This window comes from Arenibacter sp. F20364, from assembly GCF_023015905.1.
In the GTDB taxonomy this organism is placed as follows: Bacteria; Bacteroidota; Bacteroidia; order Flavobacteriales; family Flavobacteriaceae; genus Arenibacter.
In genome coordinates this window covers 89,460-107,270 of sequence record NZ_JALKBD010000014.1, presented here as the reverse complement: position 1 = coordinate 107,270, position 17,811 = coordinate 89,460, and the positions used below count along the sequence as shown (strand labels likewise).

The window sequence follows — 17,811 nt, the reverse complement described above, 5'->3', positions numbered from 1 at the left end:
AGGGAGAAGATATTTATATTTACTATTCCCCGGATAATTCTCTAATGGATACTCCCAATATTCCTTTAGCCAGATTGTCCAGTTCACCTAGGTCACCCATAAAATGAAAAGTCTGGTGAATATGGCTACTGCTTTCATTGGATTTGAGGTCCATTGCCGGGGACGAACTTTCCAATTCATAGAATGGACCCAAAGCCCCTCCGTCATTATATGCATTTACAGCATCACCTGAAAACGGAAACTCCTGTATCTCCCAAAGGGAATTAACATAGTCTGTTGTACCCTCCCGAAGACTGAACCAAGCAATGGTAAGCACCTTGTTTTCGGCATCAAAACTGCCCAAAACCGGTAGTGCCCTTTGGGGAGAAATACCAATTTTCCCCCTTTCTTTTCCATCGGCTTTAAAGAATAGGACACTATCCTTTACCTGTAGACGCTCCTTGGGAATTTTTCCAAAATAATCGTCCGTAACCTTCTTGCCCAACATGTCCTCATCTCCTTTTTTAAATGGTACAATTATAGTGGTCTGGTCCGAAGCATTGAACATGCTCAATATCCAGATGGACATTAAGCCAGTTTTTTTGTCCCAATCTTCAGGCCCTATATTGATCAAGTTATTTTCCGAAGCAAATCCGACCATTTTTACGGTTTCAGGAATATTGACCCCTAGAATTTCACCGGCATCTTCCCTGTCCAAAAGTGTAATATTCCTTTGAACACGCAATTCGAATGTGGTTCCGGTATAATTCACCAATTTCATATCCCTTTCAAAGAAGGCGCTGTTTTCACTGCTCCGTACCAAATTAAAGGCTTCGGTATCCAATTCCTTAGGTACAAACCAATCGTCCAATTCAAACTTGGTGTCCTTTTCAAAGTAAAGGGCAAACTGCCCACCCTCAGGTCCCAACCAAAAACGCTCTTCACCGCCAGTAGGGTTAAATTGTTCGTTTATTTCCCCTGATGCGATCAGATCATGATTGATCCACCCAAAGCTTTTTCCTTCATCCCCATTGGCCGTACTCGTCATTACCCGACCCTGAAGCTCTGGAGAAATCAAGATGCTCGACTCCCCATTTTCCAGAACGACCAAGTGCTTATAGTGTTTTGACAAAAACTCCCTGTCATATCCAAAGGAGCCCTTCACTAAAGTCGCTTCATCTTTCACTAAAGTATTTACACTTTGGTCATTCTTAGTTTTACAACCTAATGAACACAGGAGAGTACAGAGCACTAATGATCTGAAAACGATTCTAAATTTGAAAAAATTAAATACACTTTCCAAGTTGGTATTTTTTAGTTTTTGCCTACGTTTTTGATTTCTATAATTGAAAAACCTTTTCCATAAGCATCCATTTTTCCCCAGGTTTAGCAAATGGTAGCGCCTGTTGATATTTCCACATCAACTCCTCCCACTTTTCATTCTCAGGATACTTGGCATCCACCTTTGCCTTTTTCTCAAAGGAAAAACTTTCATCTGCATCAATAATCATAAACATACGGTTCCTTACCCTATAGATTTCCATGTCCTTTATCCCCGATTCCCTAAGGCTTTGAAGGATCTCTGGCCAGACCGCCTTATGGTAATCGTCATACGCCTTGATCAACTCGGGATCATCCTTAAGATCCAACGCCAAACAATATCTTTTCATAACTTTAAATTTTTTAGTTAATAATTATTAATATCCTCTCTAAGTAGCAGAATTGTACCCTAAGCTGCTAGTTCATATTTTTTAAATACCCTTAATCCGTACCATGCGATATAGACAAAACACAAGGCTGGAAGGATAAAGGAAAAATTAACCTCGGTGGCCCCCATTATCTTTATATCATTTACTGCATTTCCCCCGGCATCAATAATCATTCCCTGCAGTTTAGGCATTAAAGCCCCCCCTACAATTGCCATCACCAGACCTGCAGCGCCAATTTTGGATTCTTCCTCATTGAGTCCGTTAAGCGCAATGCCATAAATGGTAGGGAACATTAGAGACATAAAAAAAGTTATACCGACCAAACAGTACAATCCTATCATTCCCTCAATATAAATGGTACCTATACAACACAGCGTTGCAAAAACGGCAAAGTACATCAACAGTTTACCCGGGCTCATAAATCGCAACATATAAGTTCCAATGGCCCTTCCCACCAAGAAAAGGATAAAGGCGGCAAATTGGTAATTGGCGGCATCCTCGCTAGAAATCCCTATGGCCTCCGCGTATTGATAAATATAGGTCCAGCACATGATCTGTGCCCCTACATAAAATATTTGTGCCAAAACACCCAGCACATATTTCTTGTTTTTGAACAGACCACTAAAGGTATCTCTCAAACTTGGGATACCTCCTTCATCTTTGGCCTGCGGCATTTTACTGATGACTATGAGGACAAAAACCGCCAAAATTACCAAGCCCAAAATAACATAAGGATCCCTAATGACCATTAGGTCCGTAGTCCTGATCAATGCTTTTTTGGCCTCATCAAGGGATGAATAATCCGCGATATCATCCGACTGCAATTTCTTAAGTACAAATTGCTGCGCCACCAATAAGCCCAACAATAATCCTACTGGATTAAAGGCTTGGGCCAAATTTAAACGCTGGGTAGCCGTTTCTGGGGCTCCCATGGCCAAAATATAGGGATTGGCAGTAGTTTCCAAAAATGCCAACCCAAAGGTAAGTACATAGAGCCCCAAGCAAAAAAACCAAAATTGTTCCGTAATGGCCGCGGGATAGAATAACAAAGCCCCTCCTGCGTATAAGGCCAAGCCAATTAATACCCCCACTTTATAGGAGTATTTGCGCACAAAAAGTGCTGCCGGTAGGGCCATACAAAAGTAACCGCCATAAAAGGCCATTTGCACCCAAGCAGCCTGCGAATTGGAGAGTTCCAAAACCTTTTTAAAGGCTTGCACCATTGGATCGGTAACTGCATTGGCAAAACCCCAAAGTGCGAATAGGGAAGTAATTAAAATAAAGGGAATTAGTACCTTTTTAGATACTACTACTGGTCTTTGGTCTTTCATTGGATTGTTGATTATTGTTATTGATTAATACCTTTAATATGATTGTTGTTATAATTTTATTCATGTGTCTAAGTGATCGACCTATCCAAATGGGTATATCCCCCGTCAACGAATAGTAGTTGCCCTGTGGTGTGACTGGATCTATTGGAAAGTAAAAAGGCCACCATACTTGCAATTTCCTCCGCCGTGGTCATTCTTTGTCCCAACGGAATTTTATCGGTTATACCCTTTAATTTTTCTTCTGGATTGTCAAAAGTCTTTATCCATCTATCATATAATGGGGTATAACATTCGGCCACAATAACCGCATTGACCCGTATATTGAACGGAAGCAGTTCCACGGCCCATTCCCTTGTAATGGCATTACGCCCACCATTGGCCGCTGCATAGCCCGAAGTACCCCCTTGCCCGGTCACCGAGGTCTTAGAACCAATATTGACAATAGACCCCTGAGTTTTCTTTAGTTCCGGCAAGGCATAATGCGCCATTAAATAATAGTGGGTAAGGTTGCGGTTGATAGACCTTATAAAATCTTCATAATTCCCATTCTCCAGTCCAACGCCGTCATTGACCCCAGCATTGTTTACCACACCATCAATCTTACCAAATTTTTCAACGGCGCTTTCAACGGCAAGTCTACATTGTTCCGGATCGGTAAGTTCTGCTGTAGCAAAAGAGGCTTTTCCACCACTTCTTTCGATATCCGCAACCACCTCCAACATACTTTTTCTGTCCCTTCCAACAATGACCGGAATAGCGCCTTCGGCAGCCAATAGCATGCTTATACCTTGACCAATTCCTTTGGAACCCCCTGTTACCAATATTACTTTATCCTTCAGTTGTAAATCCATGTTTTTATATTTTAACTTCCATTTTCAGCAACAAAATAGGCACTCATATTCTTAATTTGCGCCAAACCGTCCGAATCTATAATTTTTATTCGTAATCTACTTAATTTTATAGTGTCAAATTTCTCAATTCTTTTGTTTCCTATGCTCTCCCCATTGGCCAAAGTAATCCAGCGACCACCGGAGTAACCTTCAATTTGATATTTCCTTATACGTTCGCCCATGGCAATGTCTTCCTGAATTATTACATGGTTCACTGGCAGGGATTCCTTTAACTTTAATTCCAACACCTTACCCATGCCTTTTGTGGAAGCCAAAGGATTGGAAAACCTTCTATTTATCTCCTCTCCCCATTCCTTTAAGCGCTGCACATCTGGCTCTGGAAGCAATCCATCCGGGTCAGGGGTAAGCCCCATTATCAAAGTGGCATTTCTCCCTACCGATTTATAGTACATATCCATTAAATTTTCCAAAGGAAATATATGGGCCTCATCCCCAGGTTCCCAAAACCATTCATGCCGGCCATTATAACCCCTTAGCGGAGCATCTGCCATGGCAGGCACCCAGAATTTACCCTTGGCATCCCCTTCTTTCAGTAATTGAAAATTGTTATCTGCTATATTCTTTTTGGCAGTTTCACCTGCCCCTGTGGCCCTATATGGAAAAGTGGACCAATTGGGATAGGCAACCGTTCCAGATTCAGACCCTCCCCAACGGGCCTCTGCCAATTGCCCATTGTGGTAAAACAAACAATTGGGTTGGTACTGCCTTACTATGGGCAAAACATCAGGAGCCCCATTTTTTGGATGGTCCGCGCCCCCATCGAACCAAATTTCAAACAGTTCCCCATAATTCGTACATATTTCCTTGACCATTCCCTCTACCATCCTATTGTACCATTGCTGTCGGTTCTTCTTAAAATCGCCCTCCCCGTTTACTTTAAAATCGTGCACTCCCAAAAATGAATTCCACCTGATTCCCAGGTAAATCCCCGGCTTAATTCCATATTTCCTGCATGATGCTACAAAATCCGCCACTACATCCCCTTTTCCATCCTTCCATTTTAAGGCCTTTACACTGTATGGATTAACGTTCGATTGATACAAGGCGAATCCTGTCTCATGAGTGGCCGTCAAAATTGCAAAGGTAGCTCCAGCATCTTTGGCTGCCTTTACCCATTGGTCGGTATCCAGTTTTTCTGGATTAAAAATTTGATAGTCCTCAACAGGATCTATCCTATTGTTTCCCTGCCCATATTTTATTCCATCGAACACGTGAAGGTCATAATGAAACACCACCCCAAGCTCTGCTTCTTGCCATACCAATTGTCTTTTATTGGGAACGGGAAATTCATGTTTGTTTATGGGAATAAAAACGGTATAGGATTCGTCCCCCTTTTTTACCGCTACGGACAAAACTGTCGGCTGGCCATTCTCCTTATAAATAAAAGGTCGTTCCATCCTATCTGGCACTAGTGTAGTACCCTCTTCCAATAAAATTTCTTTATTTTTAACAACAAACTCATTGGCCTTTTCCCAATCGGTTCCGTCATTTGAGGTTACTAGTCCAATATAATTATGGGCATGGAAAACGCCATAGAACCTATCTCGATTTTCATCGTACCAAATAGACATATCCTCGGTATCCATATAATCTATTACCGGATTCCCTTGAATAGTAAAAGGCCCGTCAGGATGTTCCGCCACCGCCACCGCCTGGTTCCTAACAAAATTCTTTTCGTTGGGCTTATCGCCTTTTATTATTAAATAATACCTACCATCCTTGCCGCGATCAATAGCCGGATTAACCGTAAGGGTAGCTATGGGTCCAGAGGGCTCCACCAAGGGTTTGTCCATTCTGGACCAAGGTCCATTAAGCGAATTTGATACGGCCACCCCTGTCCTTTGATTGGGGCGTAGTAATTTCCAGTTGGGGTGACTATAACCGGTTTTAGCAGTTTGCACCAGATCATTATCAGTATAATCCTTGCCTCCCAAATTGGTCGCTATATAATACAAGTAGTACTTGCCCTCAAAATATTTGATTTTTGGATTGTGTGCAGTAATAGCATCCCAGTAGCCATTGCCCCTACCTTTAAGTACAGTTTCCTTAAATTTCCATGGCCCGGCTGGACTTTTACTAGTGGCATGGGCTATTTCCGAATGGGTAAGCCATCCATAAAACCCGTATTGTTTTTTCCAGCGGGAATAAAATAGATGATATTTTCCGTCCCTTTCCTTGATGATGGAACTTCCCCAATTATAATATCCTTCCGTTTTAAATATATTTTCTTCGGACACCGCCTTAAAATCGTCATATAGGTACAGATCATCCTCCCCATTTTGGGCATTGGCCAGCAGGAGACTGAAGCAGAAAATAAAGAGCAGTCTAAGTTTCATATCCATATTACATTTTCTGGGAATTCAAAACCTCATCAGGATAGGCAATCTGCTCCCCAGTATCTTTTCGTGAAGGTATTTGGGCCTCCACTTTTCTTAGGTAATTCGCTAATGTCTTTGCCAACTCCCGTGCTTTTTCCGGCTGCTCTTTTACCAAATTCTGCGTTTCCCCAATATCCTCCTTTAGGTTGAACAACTCCATACTACCGTCATTGTAGTAATAAATAAATTTCCAGTCGCCCACCCTGGTGCTACTGGAAGCCCCAATCCCGGGACCTGATGGCCCCCATTCATTGGGATAATGCCAAAATAAGGGTCGATTGCCGCTACTGCTGTTTCCAGAAAGTACCGGCACAAAACTAATTCCATCTACCTGCTGTATTGTTTCATAGTTTTCAACACCTGCCATTTCCAAAATGGTCGGGTAAAAATCTTCGATAATTACTTGTTGATCTGTAACGGTATTGGGAGCTATTTTTCCAGGCCATTTTACCAACATGGGCTCCCGGATCCCCCCTTCATGTGCCGAGCCTTTTCCACTGCTCAAGGGTTTGTTATGGCTGTGCTTTTCACCTCCCCTGGCCAGGGCACTAAGTCCGCCATTGTCCGACATGAAAAGTATAATGGTATTGTCCGAAATATTTTTGTTGTCCAGATAATCCATAATATCTCCCAAACTCTTATCCATTCCCTCTACCAAGGCAGCGTATTTGGCTTCGGTGGAATCTAGCCCTTTGTCATAATATTTCTGCACAAATCTGCTATCGGCCATTATGGGGGTATGTACGGCATAATGCGCCATATACAAAAAGAAAGGCTTGTTTCTTTCCAAGGCCGAATCCATGGCCAGTTGTGCCTCTTGGGTAATGGCCTCCGTTAAAAATATATCCTTGCCGTGATATTTATCCAATCCCGGTACCGCCCACACTTCCTTACCTTCAATTCCATTCCCAAAATTATCGGTCCCCAAGTAACTCCCAGGGGCCCCAGCCGCATGGCCAGCAATATTAATTTCAAATCCAAGTTTTAAGGGATCTTCCCCTGGTGTACCTATGGCTCCCAAATGGGCCTTTCCGGCATGTATGGTATGATAGCCTGCTTCCTTCAAAACCTGTGGCAAGGGAGTTGCATATACTGCCTTTTCTATCCCTGCAACCGGACTCAAACCATTTACGTTCCACTCTGGAAAATGAAGGGTCTTATGGTTGGTTTCCATGGGTTGTAGTTTATCCTTTTGCAAGGTCCAGTTGGTGACTCTATGCCTGGCCGCATTCATGCCCGTCATTAGACTTACCCTTGTAGGTGAACATACTGCTGTTGAATAGGCCTGGGTAAATTTCATTCCTTCCTTTGCCAATCGCTCCATATTTGGGGTTTGGTAGAGCTCATTATAAGCGGTTCTTCGACTCCAAAAGGGGACCGATGTATCCTGCCAACCCATATCATCCACGAAAAAAAGTATCATATTAGGTACTGAGGGTGCACTATCATCCTTAGGAATCACTTTCTCCTTACAGCCCAATATTAGAAGGCCAACACTAAAACACCACAATACGTATCTTTTCATCTTTGTACTTTTTCTTATGATGGCCTAATTACTTTCTATCACCGCACCATCTTCGCGATATAGATCTACCTCGCCATCCAACATTAAGGCTAGAACGGTCATGTTTTCATCCAGAACATGTTCCGGTAACTTTATATAATTAATACCTGGGTAATGGCTCCAATATACCTTACCAATTACCTGATGTGATAGCTTGGTACCCTCGCCCACCACATAAATGCGGTTTATCTTATTTTTAAGTCCTCGAATAACGACCTCACCATTGGGGTTGCCCTTTACAAATAAATAGAGAACTTTTCCGTCTTTGGACAAGGTAGTGGGGCCATAGAAGTGTTCTTTAGGAATCCCGGAGCGGGTACCGTAAATGGCTTCCTTGTGTTTGCTGGTCCACCTACCCAATCCTTCCAAGATGGCCACCTGCTCCTCCGGAATACTACCATCGCCTTTGGGACCTATATCCAGTAACATATTGCCCCCGTTACCAATGACATCTACAAAAATTCCAATTATTTGGTCAGTGGTTTTGTAGTTGTGATCGTTTTTTTGAAATCCCCATGAATCATTCATGGTAAGACATAGTTCCCAATACTTGTTTTTTGGCCGAGTGATCGGCATCCCCTGTTCCGGGGTAGCGTAATCCCCTTGCTCCCGCAATCTAGAATTTAAAATGGTATTGGGATTTTTATCAAAGAGCATTTGCCTCACCTTGGGCACTTGCCATTCCTCCGAATTGTGTTCCCAATCCCCATCAAACCAATACAGGTCAGGATTATAATTATTGGACAATTCCTTTAATTGGCCTTGATAATAGTTTAGGAACTTGTTCCATCGCTTAGGTTCTTCAGAAATTTGATATCGAATGGAATCCCGCGTAAAATGGGTATAATCATCGTATGACCAATCGGGTAAAGAATAATAGATCCCTACTTTTAAATTATTTTTTCGGAGTTCCGATACAAAGGGGGTAAGCACGTCTTGCTTGGAGGTGGCTCCTTCTACCGCATTAAAATCCCCAAACTTGGTATTCCAAAGGGCGAAGCCTTCATGGTGTTTGGCGGTAATGACCGAATATTTGGCGCCACTGCGCTTTATCAAATCCGCCCAAGCTTGTGGGTTGTATTTTTTGGCAGTGAACCCCTTGGTCTGTTTTAAATAATCCTTATGGGAAATATACCCATTGTAAAATGACCAGGATTCGTCTATTCCATTGACCGAATACAAGCCCCAATGGATAAAAATTCCCAATTTGGCATCCTTGAACCACTGCATTTTCTGTTCTTTTTGCAAAACGGTATCCGTAAGCTGTTCTTGGGCAGAAGTTGCCATGATCGTCAATAGTAAAATAGAGGTAATAAGTTTCTTCATGTATAAAAAGTAAGCAATTTAATTTATTTCAATTTCCACTTATCCGTTCTAAAAGCGGAGGCTGGTAGGCCCTCTGAATTGTATAGATTGGGCAATGCCCCATTGGTAAAAGCAAACCGCACCGCTGCTGGTTTTTTTACTTTTGAAGACGACACTTCTACAGTATTACCCTTAATTTTAGCCTTGGCGGGATAAAATATTTGGTCTTCACCTGCAATAAAAAATTCTCGTAAGTCTTTTCCTTTTTTCATTAAACCCTTCTCGGCATGATTAAAATTGAGGACAACTTTTTTATTCTTTATTTCCATGGATTTATAAACAGGTCCCGAATATTCCAGCCCATCCCTACCATAGGTTTTGCCCAAGGCCCAAAGTGCCAAACGATGTCCTACGTCCTGCTTATTGGTGGGGTGGATGTTCTCCAGGTTCCCGATATCGTTAGTAACCACCATGCCCGTATTGTCCAAATTTTGCATGGTATACAGTTGTGCATCCCTTACATGTGCCGCATCCGTAGCCATGGGGTCGTCATATTTATAAGGGGCTATTTGCACAAAATAAAATGGCAGATCCTTGCCCCATTCCTCCCTCCAGGATTCGATCATCAAAGGAAAGGATTTGTAATAGGAAACAGGATTTACCCTATTGGATTCCCCTTGGTACCAAATACACCCAGCTATATTGAATTTGGTAATCGGATGTATCATGGCATTGTAAGCAAAACCCGGATCGCTGGGCCACCAAGCCACTTCATTCAGTTTTTCCGCGGCTACTTTCAATTCGGCATCTTCCGATATCAACTCCTGTTTTAACCAAACTTCCACCGGTGTACCACCCCAACTAGAATTGATCATACCTACAGGTACTGCCAAATTCTGGTGCAGTTCCCTACCAAAAAAATAAGCTACAGAACTAAACTTCGACATAGTTTCCGGTGTACAAATCTCCCATTTACCCTTTAGTTGGTCTTGAGGATGGTCCGATATCTGCTGCGCTACCTGAAAAAAGCGTATCTCCGGATAGTTCGCATTTTTTATTTCTTCCTCGGCATTCTCCAAGCCGTTTTTTGGAGTCCATTGCATATTACTCTGTCCAGAGCCCAGCCATACTTCCCCTATCAATACATTCTTCAGCTCCAAGTTCTCGTGACCCTCCACCATAACGCTATAGGTGCCCCCTGCTTTGGGTGTTGGTAGCTGCAAAGACCAGACCCCTTGATATGCTTTGGCAGTCACTTTTTCATTGTTCCAAGTACCATATACCGTAATTTCCTCACTGGTAGCCGTGGTCCACCCCCAAATGGTAACATTCGATTCTTGTTGCAAAACCATATTGTCCGAAAGAATGGAAGGAAGCCAAATTTCTCCATAAGTATTGGCTGTAAAAAGCAAAAGCAGGAATCCTAATAACTTTTTCATCTGTTTATATTTAATTGTTTTTTATAGTTCTTGTCAATTCCCGGAATTCTATGGTTCTTTTAATCCTCCAAGATTCCATCCTATCCTTATTTAGTAATAGCATTATACTTATCCCTGATAAATCTTCCCCAAACTTTATAGCCCTCCGGCAATAAATGAATGCCATCCTGGGAATAAAGATCTGTCCTTAAAAATCCTTTTATATCTGAAAATTCCTTGATCGTATTGTAATAAAAAACATTCTTCTGGTCTCCAAATTCCTTTATAATAGAATGAATTTTATTGTATTTCTCCCTTCTTTCCGTGTTCAGATCAAGGCCTGTAGGCAAGGGCCCAAGAAATAATATTTTTGTGGAGGGTGTAAATTTCTCCTTGGCTACTTTCAATACCTCCCTAATACCCTCTACAATTTCCTCTGTTGTATTATCTTCAAAATTATTGACTCCTATGGCCAGCACTGCCACTTTTGGCCGTGAAGACTCATAGTTTCCCTTACTTAAGCGATATAAAATATGCTGGGTTCTGTCCCCTGAAATACCTGCACCGATCCATCTTAAATCCTTAAAATATAACTCAGCGGCCTCCGTTCCTGGTGCATGGGTGACATTGGGCCTATTTCCTCCCCACCCTTGGGTGATGGAATTCCCGATAAGGAGTAAATCAATTTCTTTGTAGTCAAGACATAAGGAATCAATATCATTGGCCTGTGCCCACCAATCCTTTCCTTCCTTCCAGCCTGCGGCAGATCTATATTCAGCGCTAGGTGCAGGTACAAGGGCGAAATTTACTTTTTTACCCGTTGCCCTTAGGATAAAATCCACAATAGGACTGGGATTCTCCAGGCTATGGGGGTGATGACCTACACCCTCCTTGTAAACAACATCGATAAGACCTCCGAATGCTTTGATTCCTGTTTCGAAAGGCTTTGTATTTTCATCTATGGGTACCACCCCATCGGCAGCGCCACATACGTGCATCATGGGATAACCCCCGTGGGCGATTGATTTTATTTTATGAATAGGATTTCCTTTAAATTTGGAAACATTCCCTTCAGTCTTTAAGTCATATACTTTTTTAAAGGTCTCCCAATCTGCAAAACTTCCCTTGCCATTACCCAATCCACCTGGCCAACTCTTTCCATCCAGTACAGGTGCATCGGCATAGACACAGGCAACCTTTTCAGGATTTTTTTCTGCCCAATTATAAACGATCAAACCTCCTCTACTCATTCCTTCCAACACTACTTTTTTGGAAAGTCCGGCCTGGGTCAATAACCTATAAAATCTATCCCAACGCTTTACCGCTTCGGGACCACCAAACAAATTTGCCACATCGCAATAAGCAATATGAAAACCTCTTTCCAATAAGGCAATATCCGTTTGTGGTTCATGACCCCAAAAGCGTGCCCTCAGTACCCATGGAGCTCCTGGAGCCCCTTTTTTGGGCTTGACAACCTTACATAGGATACCTTTATATTCAAAATCTGTGAGATCGTAACCATAAAAATTTTCGGTTTGCAAAACTTTTATCTCCTTGGATTTTAATATTTCCAAGGGTTGGATTTCTTTTTGGATTACCGTTTCATACAAGCGTTTAGCTATTACCGTTGCCCCCAAAGAAGACGGATGAACATTGTCTGGCAGTAAACCCGGTTGATCTATAAACAAATGGTATAGATCCAATACCTCCGATTTGGTCTTATTGGCAACCGACTGTGTTAAAGGGATAATTTTCTTTGTAATGACCTGGTTCCAAATCCCCGTAGTATCAGTTGTAAAGGCTGGAACCGGAAGCAAAAGAATTATCCGGGCATCTTTGTTTGTCTCGATAAAACTGTTGATCAGGTCTATATAGTCCGTCTCGAAATCGGCCATATGTACCCGATTTTGAAGTTTACTATCATTGGTGCCCAATTTAATGAATACCACATCAGGCTTAAACTGAAGGGCTTCTTCATAGGCTTTGGTTTCCCAGTAGGGCCTATCTCCCTTTTTCAACAGGGTACGTCCACTAATCCCAAAATTCCGTACTGTATACTGTTCACCCAACATAGCCTGAAGTTGCGCCGGGTAGGCATTTTTTTCTTTATTGGCCACTTGCGACCCGTAAGTGATGCTGTTCCCTACACAGGCAATCTTTATAGGTTCCTGAACGGTTGCACCTACGGATTCAGATATTATAAATAATCCTAAAAATACATATAGTAGCCTCTTACCTATCATATCTTTTTATCCAACCATTTTTTAAGAAGGATATTATTTTGTTTTAAATTCCCAAGTTACTTTCTTGTTATAACCATATGGCTTGCCTTTTTCTGGAGTGCCTATACTACCTCTTAGATTTCCTTTACGGTCTTTTTTTACCTTTATTTCGACCTCGGAAAATTGTCCTTTTTCAAAATCAAAGCTTAACCCATCATCATCATAAAGTGTATATTCCCCTTCCTTCGTCCCATAATGACGAATGATCAGGTCCACCTTTTCTCCTATTTTTGGAGCCTGTCTCTGTATGGGCCGCATGGGAACAATACCACCATCCCTAACAAATAATGGAATTTTTTCCAATCCTGGAGTTACGGAAATCACCTGGTTTTCCCCAACGAATTCCCCATTGTAGAAATCAAACCATTTTCCTTTGGGAAGAATAACCTTTCTTTCCTTTTTCCCTACAAACATTGGGGCTACCAAGATATTGTCGCCCATCATGTATTGATCCTTTATTTCACTCTTAACAGCTATTTTATAGGGATTGTCCGTAGAGTCCAGTTCACCTTCAGACACCTTTTGGTCATAGGAAAAACCATCCACCAAATTCATTGCCCTAAATGGAGGCAGGCCTTTAAAATGATACTGTGAAAAAGTAGAATAGATATAAGGCAATAACTGCATCCTTAAATTAGCGACATCCCTCACGGCCGATTCCACTTCGGGAAATGACCAAGGTTTGGTTCCATCTGCCCAAGCATTCAGCATGGCCATGGGTGAGAAACAAACGGATTGCATTCTTCGCAACCACTCCTCGGCAGTTTTTGAAGCACGTACCTCAGGCGTCCACAGCACGCCTATAAAACTACTGTTTACAAGGGCCGTTATAAAATCTTTATGACTGTAATAATCGTTGTAAATTACATAGGGCAAAGGACTGGCCCCAGCATTTGAAGCCCTGACCAAACCATAGGTCCTCTGATTTTTTTCCTTGAACCATTTTGCGGTCATATCCTGGATCAACAGACCGTAGACCTGTCGCATTTGTTCGCCACTATAGCCGGAGGGAAATGTAGCCACATCCGGCCATACCCAAAAGTCAAATCCGTCAACCTCATCTATCTTATAGCCACTGACACCAATACTTAAATGATTTTCAATAAAGTGATTCTTCAAAATATCCCGAGTTTCGGCTAGCATCAAATCGGGCACAATTCCATTCCAAACTGTATGCGAAGCAGAAAGACCTTTCAATTTAGGATATAGGGAACCCACCGGGGAAACATAGGGATTCAACCATAAATTGGTCCTTATCCCCTTGGCCAATAATTCATTATTAAATTTTTCAGGATCCGGAAAGCGTTTTTTGTCCCATTCAAAAGTACAGGGATAGGACATACTGTGCCAACCTGGTTCCACTCCAATAAAATCTAAGGGAAAATCGTGATCTTCAAACTCTTGGGCTTCCCTGGCTATATCATCTTGGCTATATAAGGTGGGTACTCTTTGGGTAAATCCCAAACCCCATTTCGGGGGAATATAACCCCCGCCGTTGTATAAATTATAGCGTTGTACCGCCTCCATAGGGGAAGAGCCCCCATAAACATAAACATCGGTTCCTTTAGCCGGTACCAAAATTTCGACAGCGTCGGAATAGGGTTGCGCCTGCCATTGCTTGTCAGTGTTCCTGTCTCTCAAAACCGGTTTATCATCGGCATCGACCCTAATACCTGTGCCGGCATACACGGTGATATACCTTGCAGCGTCTATCAAGACACCATAACCTTTGGAAGATACGTAGAACGGAACTGGGGCGTGGGTACGACCGTCATCACGGCCACCGTAGTGATCCACGTGCAATTGCATAATTCGACCTCTTTGATGTACTGTTTTAAAATTGAGTCCCAAGCCATAAATTTGTTCTTCCCTGGCTAAGGGAAACTGCAAATAGGTCTTTCCATCGATAATTTTGGTTTTGATCTTATCCTTTAAAAAAGGAAAAACTGCCGAGGGCAATTTGTCAAGGGCCTCCACCTTGGGCCTTACATCAGCAGCCGCAAGTAAACTTATATCCTCTGGCTCCCCAACACTGGTTTTCCAAATTCCATTTTCAATTTCGGCCCACTCCAACTCCTGTCCAAAGTTGGGAGAGACATACAAATTAGTTATAAGACACAAAATAATTACATGGAATTTGGAATTCATGCTACTTGGAATTATTAAATTAAGTCACCGTCACAAATTTAACCAGATCAACAAAACTTATGACCTCTATACTCCGGTCAAGGGGACACTATTATGATTAAACAAACATTATCCGGCCGAGCCTGCCTAGAGACAGGCGCAGTCGAGACCTCAATGATTCTAAAATTGAATTATCAGGATGGACCAGACCACAAAAATTGCGGTAGATCCAAAATTAGTCTAATCCTATTTCCCGCTATATGCCTTCGCAGTTTGCTTGGAAGTTCCAAGTCCCTCTATCCCCAACTCTACCACATCTCCTGCTTTCAAATATTTCGGTGGATTAAACCCAAGTCCCACTCCAAAAGGAGTTCCAGTTGAAATAATATCCCCCGGCAACAAGGTCATAAACTGACTGATATAGCTCACCACCTCTTGTACATTGAATATAAAATCGGAGGTAGAACTATCCTGAACCGTTTCCCCATTTAATTTTAACCATAAGTTCAGGTTATTGGGGTCTTTAATTTCATCCTTTGTAGCGATGAAAGGTCCAACAGGAGCAAAAGTATCACAACTTTTTCCCTTTACCCATTGTCCTTCCCTTTCAATCTGAAAGGCCCTTTCACTGTAATCGTTGTGCAATACGTATCCTGCAACATGATCTAAGGCATCTGCTTCAGACACATAGGATGCCTTCTTACCTATAACCACGGCCAGCTCTACTTCCCAATCGGTTTTTTCGCTTCCTTTTGGAATAATAACGTCATCATTGGGCCCAACGATTGCGGAAGTAGCCTTAAAGAACAATACAGGTTCCTTGGGTACTGCCATACCACTTTCAGCAGCATGTTTGGCGTAATTGAGACCTACACATACAATTTTTGAAGGTCTCACCAATGGAGCCCCCAAACGAATATTATTATCCACTTTAGGACAGCTACTTTCATTTTTGGCCAACCAGCTTTTTAGCTGGGCAACGCCATCGGTACCAAAAAAATCCTCGTTGTAATCCCTTCCAAAAGCAGATATGTCCAATCGGGTACCATTTTCCAATTGCACTCCCGGTTTTTCTTGACCTACTTCTCCAAATCTTATTAGTTTCATTTGTTCCTATTTATACAGTTAATATTTCTTTTATTGTTTATATAATATTCCGTTACTGGTTTCTAGTTTCTAGTTTCTAGTTTCTAAAAATCCTTTTTTTTTAATTTTCAAATCAATTATAGAATACCTCCAATTGCTTCCATTCCTTGCTGCCATAACCATCTGGGTCGTTTTTTTGCTTTTCTCCTGGATTACTTCTGCCATTTTCAATATAGGAGACCATTAGTCTGGTCAGTGCACTTTCCACATCATGAAACTGCCCATAAACATTATTCTTTTCCTGTGGATCCTTGCTTAGGTCGTACAACTGAAATTTAGGCAGATCGCCTATCCCTTCCGAGTTCGGTTTTGGCGCACTCCAACCCCCTGAACCTGGGCAAAATATCATTTTCCAATTATCCTTTCTTATTGCAAAACTTCCATTAATGGAATGATGTACCGTAGCTTCCCTTTTATAATCGGGCGAAGTAGGATTATTGAATAAGGGCAGCATGGAAAAACTATCCTCCCCTTCGGAATCCTTCAAATCAACACCCACTATTTCAGCACAGGTAGCCATCAGATCTGTTGTACATATGGTTTTATCCGATTGGGAATCTGGCTTAATCTTAGAGGGCCATTTAACCATAAACGGCACACGATGGCCTCCTTCAAAAATATCTGCCTTATGGCCTCTATAGATACCTGTTGGATTATGCCCTTTGGCCATCATTTCATCAATACCGGCAGCTGGGGAGCAGCCATTGTCACTTGTAAAGATCACTATGGTATTTTCTTCTATCCCAGCTTCCTTTATCACGGCCGTAAGTTGCCCCATATAGGCATCGATCATCATCATAAAATCCCCGTAAGGAAGTAAATCACTTTTTCCCTGCCATTCTTCTGTGGGAAGAATGGGGGTATGGGGAGAAGGCAGTGCCAAATACAAAAAGAATGGAGATTTCCCTTTTGCCTTTTCTTTGATGTAACCGAAGGATTTTCTAAAAAAGTTAGGAGTAACATCGTCAAAATCAAAATCCCGGGCGGTAGGCCCCTTGCGCCACCAACCATATTTTGTCTTACTTACCGTAACCGAATCGGGAACCATAGTTGGCATTCCGTTTTCCACGTACACATATGGGGCCATATCCAAAGATCCACAATGTCCGTAAGAATATGTAAAACCAAGTGTATTGGGAGAGTTACCCACCTTCTTGGAAAAATCTATATTATCGAAGTCGCCAGGATCCCAGCCCTCACCAGATTCCACTGTTGGATCCTTTAATGCCCAATCCCATCCCAAATGCCATTTGCCTATAAAAGCCGTTTCATAGCCTTCCTTTTTGAGCAGTGAAGCCACGGTAGTCCTTTTTTGAGGAATCAAGGCCTTGGAATTTCCTGTGAGGACCGAACTTTTTAAAGGACTTCTCCAATTATATCTTCCGGTAATAATCCCGTATCGGGTAGGAGTACATACCGCCGAAGAGGTATGGGCATCCGTAAATATCATTCCGGCTGCGCCCAAAGCATCCAAATTGGGGGTGCTTATTTTACCTTCTGGATAATAGATAGAAATATCACCATAACCCAGATCATCTGCCAAAACGTAAATAATATTGGGACGTGCTTCCTCTGTCTCCGTCGTTTTAACACTTTGGCAATTGACGGTTACAACAAATAATACAGCCACAAAAAAATACTTATACCAACCCTTCATAATT

General features: G+C 42.1%; 12 protein-coding genes. All 12 read right to left on the bottom strand.

Going from position 1 to position 17,811, the window contains the following annotated elements:
* Positions 1 to 22: 22 nt before the first annotated feature.
* Positions 23 to 1,165, bottom strand: a complete 1,143-nt coding sequence (locus tag MWU84_RS13130) for a DUF6786 family protein (RefSeq protein WP_246901976.1) — start codon at positions 1,163 to 1,165, stop codon at positions 23 to 25.
* A 154-nt stretch (positions 1,166 to 1,319) separates the two neighbouring features.
* On the bottom strand, positions 1,320 to 1,649 hold the full coding sequence (locus MWU84_RS13125; protein WP_246901974.1) for an L-rhamnose mutarotase: 330 nt from the start codon (positions 1,647 to 1,649) through the stop codon (positions 1,320 to 1,322).
* Between the two features lie 59 nt (positions 1,650 to 1,708).
* Positions 1,709 to 3,019 (bottom strand): L-fucose:H+ symporter permease, encoded by a 1,311-nt coding sequence (fucP, locus tag MWU84_RS13120; protein ID WP_246901972.1) that lies wholly within the window; start codon positions 3,017 to 3,019, stop codon positions 1,709 to 1,711.
* Positions 3,020 to 3,087: 68 nt separating this feature from the next.
* On the bottom strand, positions 3,088 to 3,870 hold the full coding sequence (locus MWU84_RS13115) for an SDR family oxidoreductase (protein WP_246901964.1): 783 nt from the start codon (positions 3,868 to 3,870) through the stop codon (positions 3,088 to 3,090).
* A gap of 11 nt (positions 3,871 to 3,881) precedes the next feature.
* Positions 3,882 to 6,266: an alpha-L-fucosidase gene (locus MWU84_RS13110; RefSeq protein ID WP_246901962.1), complete on the bottom strand. Its 2,385-nt coding sequence runs from the start codon at positions 6,264 to 6,266 to the stop codon at positions 3,882 to 3,884.
* Positions 6,267 to 6,273: 7 nt separating this feature from the next.
* Positions 6,274 to 7,833: a sulfatase gene (locus MWU84_RS13105; RefSeq protein WP_246901960.1), complete on the bottom strand. Its 1,560-nt coding sequence runs from the start codon at positions 7,831 to 7,833 to the stop codon at positions 6,274 to 6,276.
* 24 nt (positions 7,834 to 7,857) lie between these two features.
* Positions 7,858 to 9,198 carry an alpha-L-fucosidase gene (locus tag MWU84_RS13100; RefSeq protein WP_246901958.1) on the bottom strand — a complete coding sequence of 447 codons (1,341 nt, stop codon included), beginning with the start codon at positions 9,196 to 9,198 and terminating at the stop codon, positions 7,858 to 7,860.
* A gap of 23 nt (positions 9,199 to 9,221) precedes the next feature.
* Positions 9,222 to 10,616 (bottom strand): sialate O-acetylesterase, encoded by a 1,395-nt coding sequence (locus MWU84_RS13095; RefSeq protein ID WP_246901950.1) that lies wholly within the window; start codon positions 10,614 to 10,616, stop codon positions 9,222 to 9,224.
* 86 nt (positions 10,617 to 10,702) lie between these two features.
* Positions 10,703 to 12,838: a GDSL-type esterase/lipase family protein gene (locus MWU84_RS13090; protein ID WP_246901948.1), complete on the bottom strand. Its 2,136-nt coding sequence runs from the start codon at positions 12,836 to 12,838 to the stop codon at positions 10,703 to 10,705.
* A gap of 33 nt (positions 12,839 to 12,871) precedes the next feature.
* Positions 12,872 to 15,025 (bottom strand): TIM-barrel domain-containing protein, encoded by a 2,154-nt coding sequence (locus MWU84_RS13085; protein ID WP_246901946.1) that lies wholly within the window; start codon positions 15,023 to 15,025, stop codon positions 12,872 to 12,874.
* Positions 15,026 to 15,250: 225 nt separating this feature from the next.
* Positions 15,251 to 16,111 (bottom strand): fumarylacetoacetate hydrolase family protein, encoded by an 861-nt coding sequence (locus MWU84_RS13080; RefSeq protein ID WP_246901944.1) that lies wholly within the window; start codon positions 16,109 to 16,111, stop codon positions 15,251 to 15,253.
* 112 nt (positions 16,112 to 16,223) lie between these two features.
* Positions 16,224 to 17,807, bottom strand: coding sequence for an arylsulfatase (locus tag MWU84_RS13075; protein ID WP_246901942.1), 1,584 nt, complete (start codon positions 17,805 to 17,807; stop codon positions 16,224 to 16,226).
* Between the last annotated feature and the right edge of the window lie 4 nt (positions 17,808 to 17,811).

Bases quoted from the DNA above. Each gene is read 5' to 3' on its own strand.
- MWU84_RS13100 (WP_246901958.1), bottom strand. From the start codon at position 9,198: ATGAAGAAACTTATTACCTCTATTTTACTATTGACGATCATGGCAACT.
- MWU84_RS13125 (WP_246901974.1), bottom strand. From the start codon at position 1,649: ATGAAAAGATATTGTTTGGCGTTGGATCTTAAGGATGATCCCGAGTTG.
- MWU84_RS13090 (WP_246901948.1), bottom strand. From the start codon at position 12,838: ATGATAGGTAAGAGGCTACTATATGTATTTTTAGGATTATTTATAATA.
- MWU84_RS13110 (WP_246901962.1), bottom strand. From the start codon at position 6,266: ATGAAACTTAGACTGCTCTTTATTTTCTGCTTCAGTCTCCTGCTGGCC.
- MWU84_RS13075 (WP_246901942.1), bottom strand. From the start codon at position 17,807: ATGAAGGGTTGGTATAAGTATTTTTTTGTGGCTGTATTATTTGTTGTA.
- MWU84_RS13115 (WP_246901964.1), bottom strand. From the start codon at position 3,870: ATGGATTTACAACTGAAGGATAAAGTAATATTGGTAACAGGGGGTTCC.
- MWU84_RS13080 (WP_246901944.1), bottom strand. From the start codon at position 16,111: ATGAAACTAATAAGATTTGGAGAAGTAGGTCAAGAAAAACCGGGAGTG.
- MWU84_RS13095 (WP_246901950.1), bottom strand. From the start codon at position 10,616: ATGAAAAAGTTATTAGGATTCCTGCTTTTGCTTTTTACAGCCAATACT.
- fucP (WP_246901972.1), bottom strand. From the start codon at position 3,019: ATGAAAGACCAAAGACCAGTAGTAGTATCTAAAAAGGTACTAATTCCC.
- MWU84_RS13105 (WP_246901960.1), bottom strand. From the start codon at position 7,833: ATGAAAAGATACGTATTGTGGTGTTTTAGTGTTGGCCTTCTAATATTG.
- MWU84_RS13085 (WP_246901946.1), bottom strand. From the start codon at position 15,025: ATGAATTCCAAATTCCATGTAATTATTTTGTGTCTTATAACTAATTTG.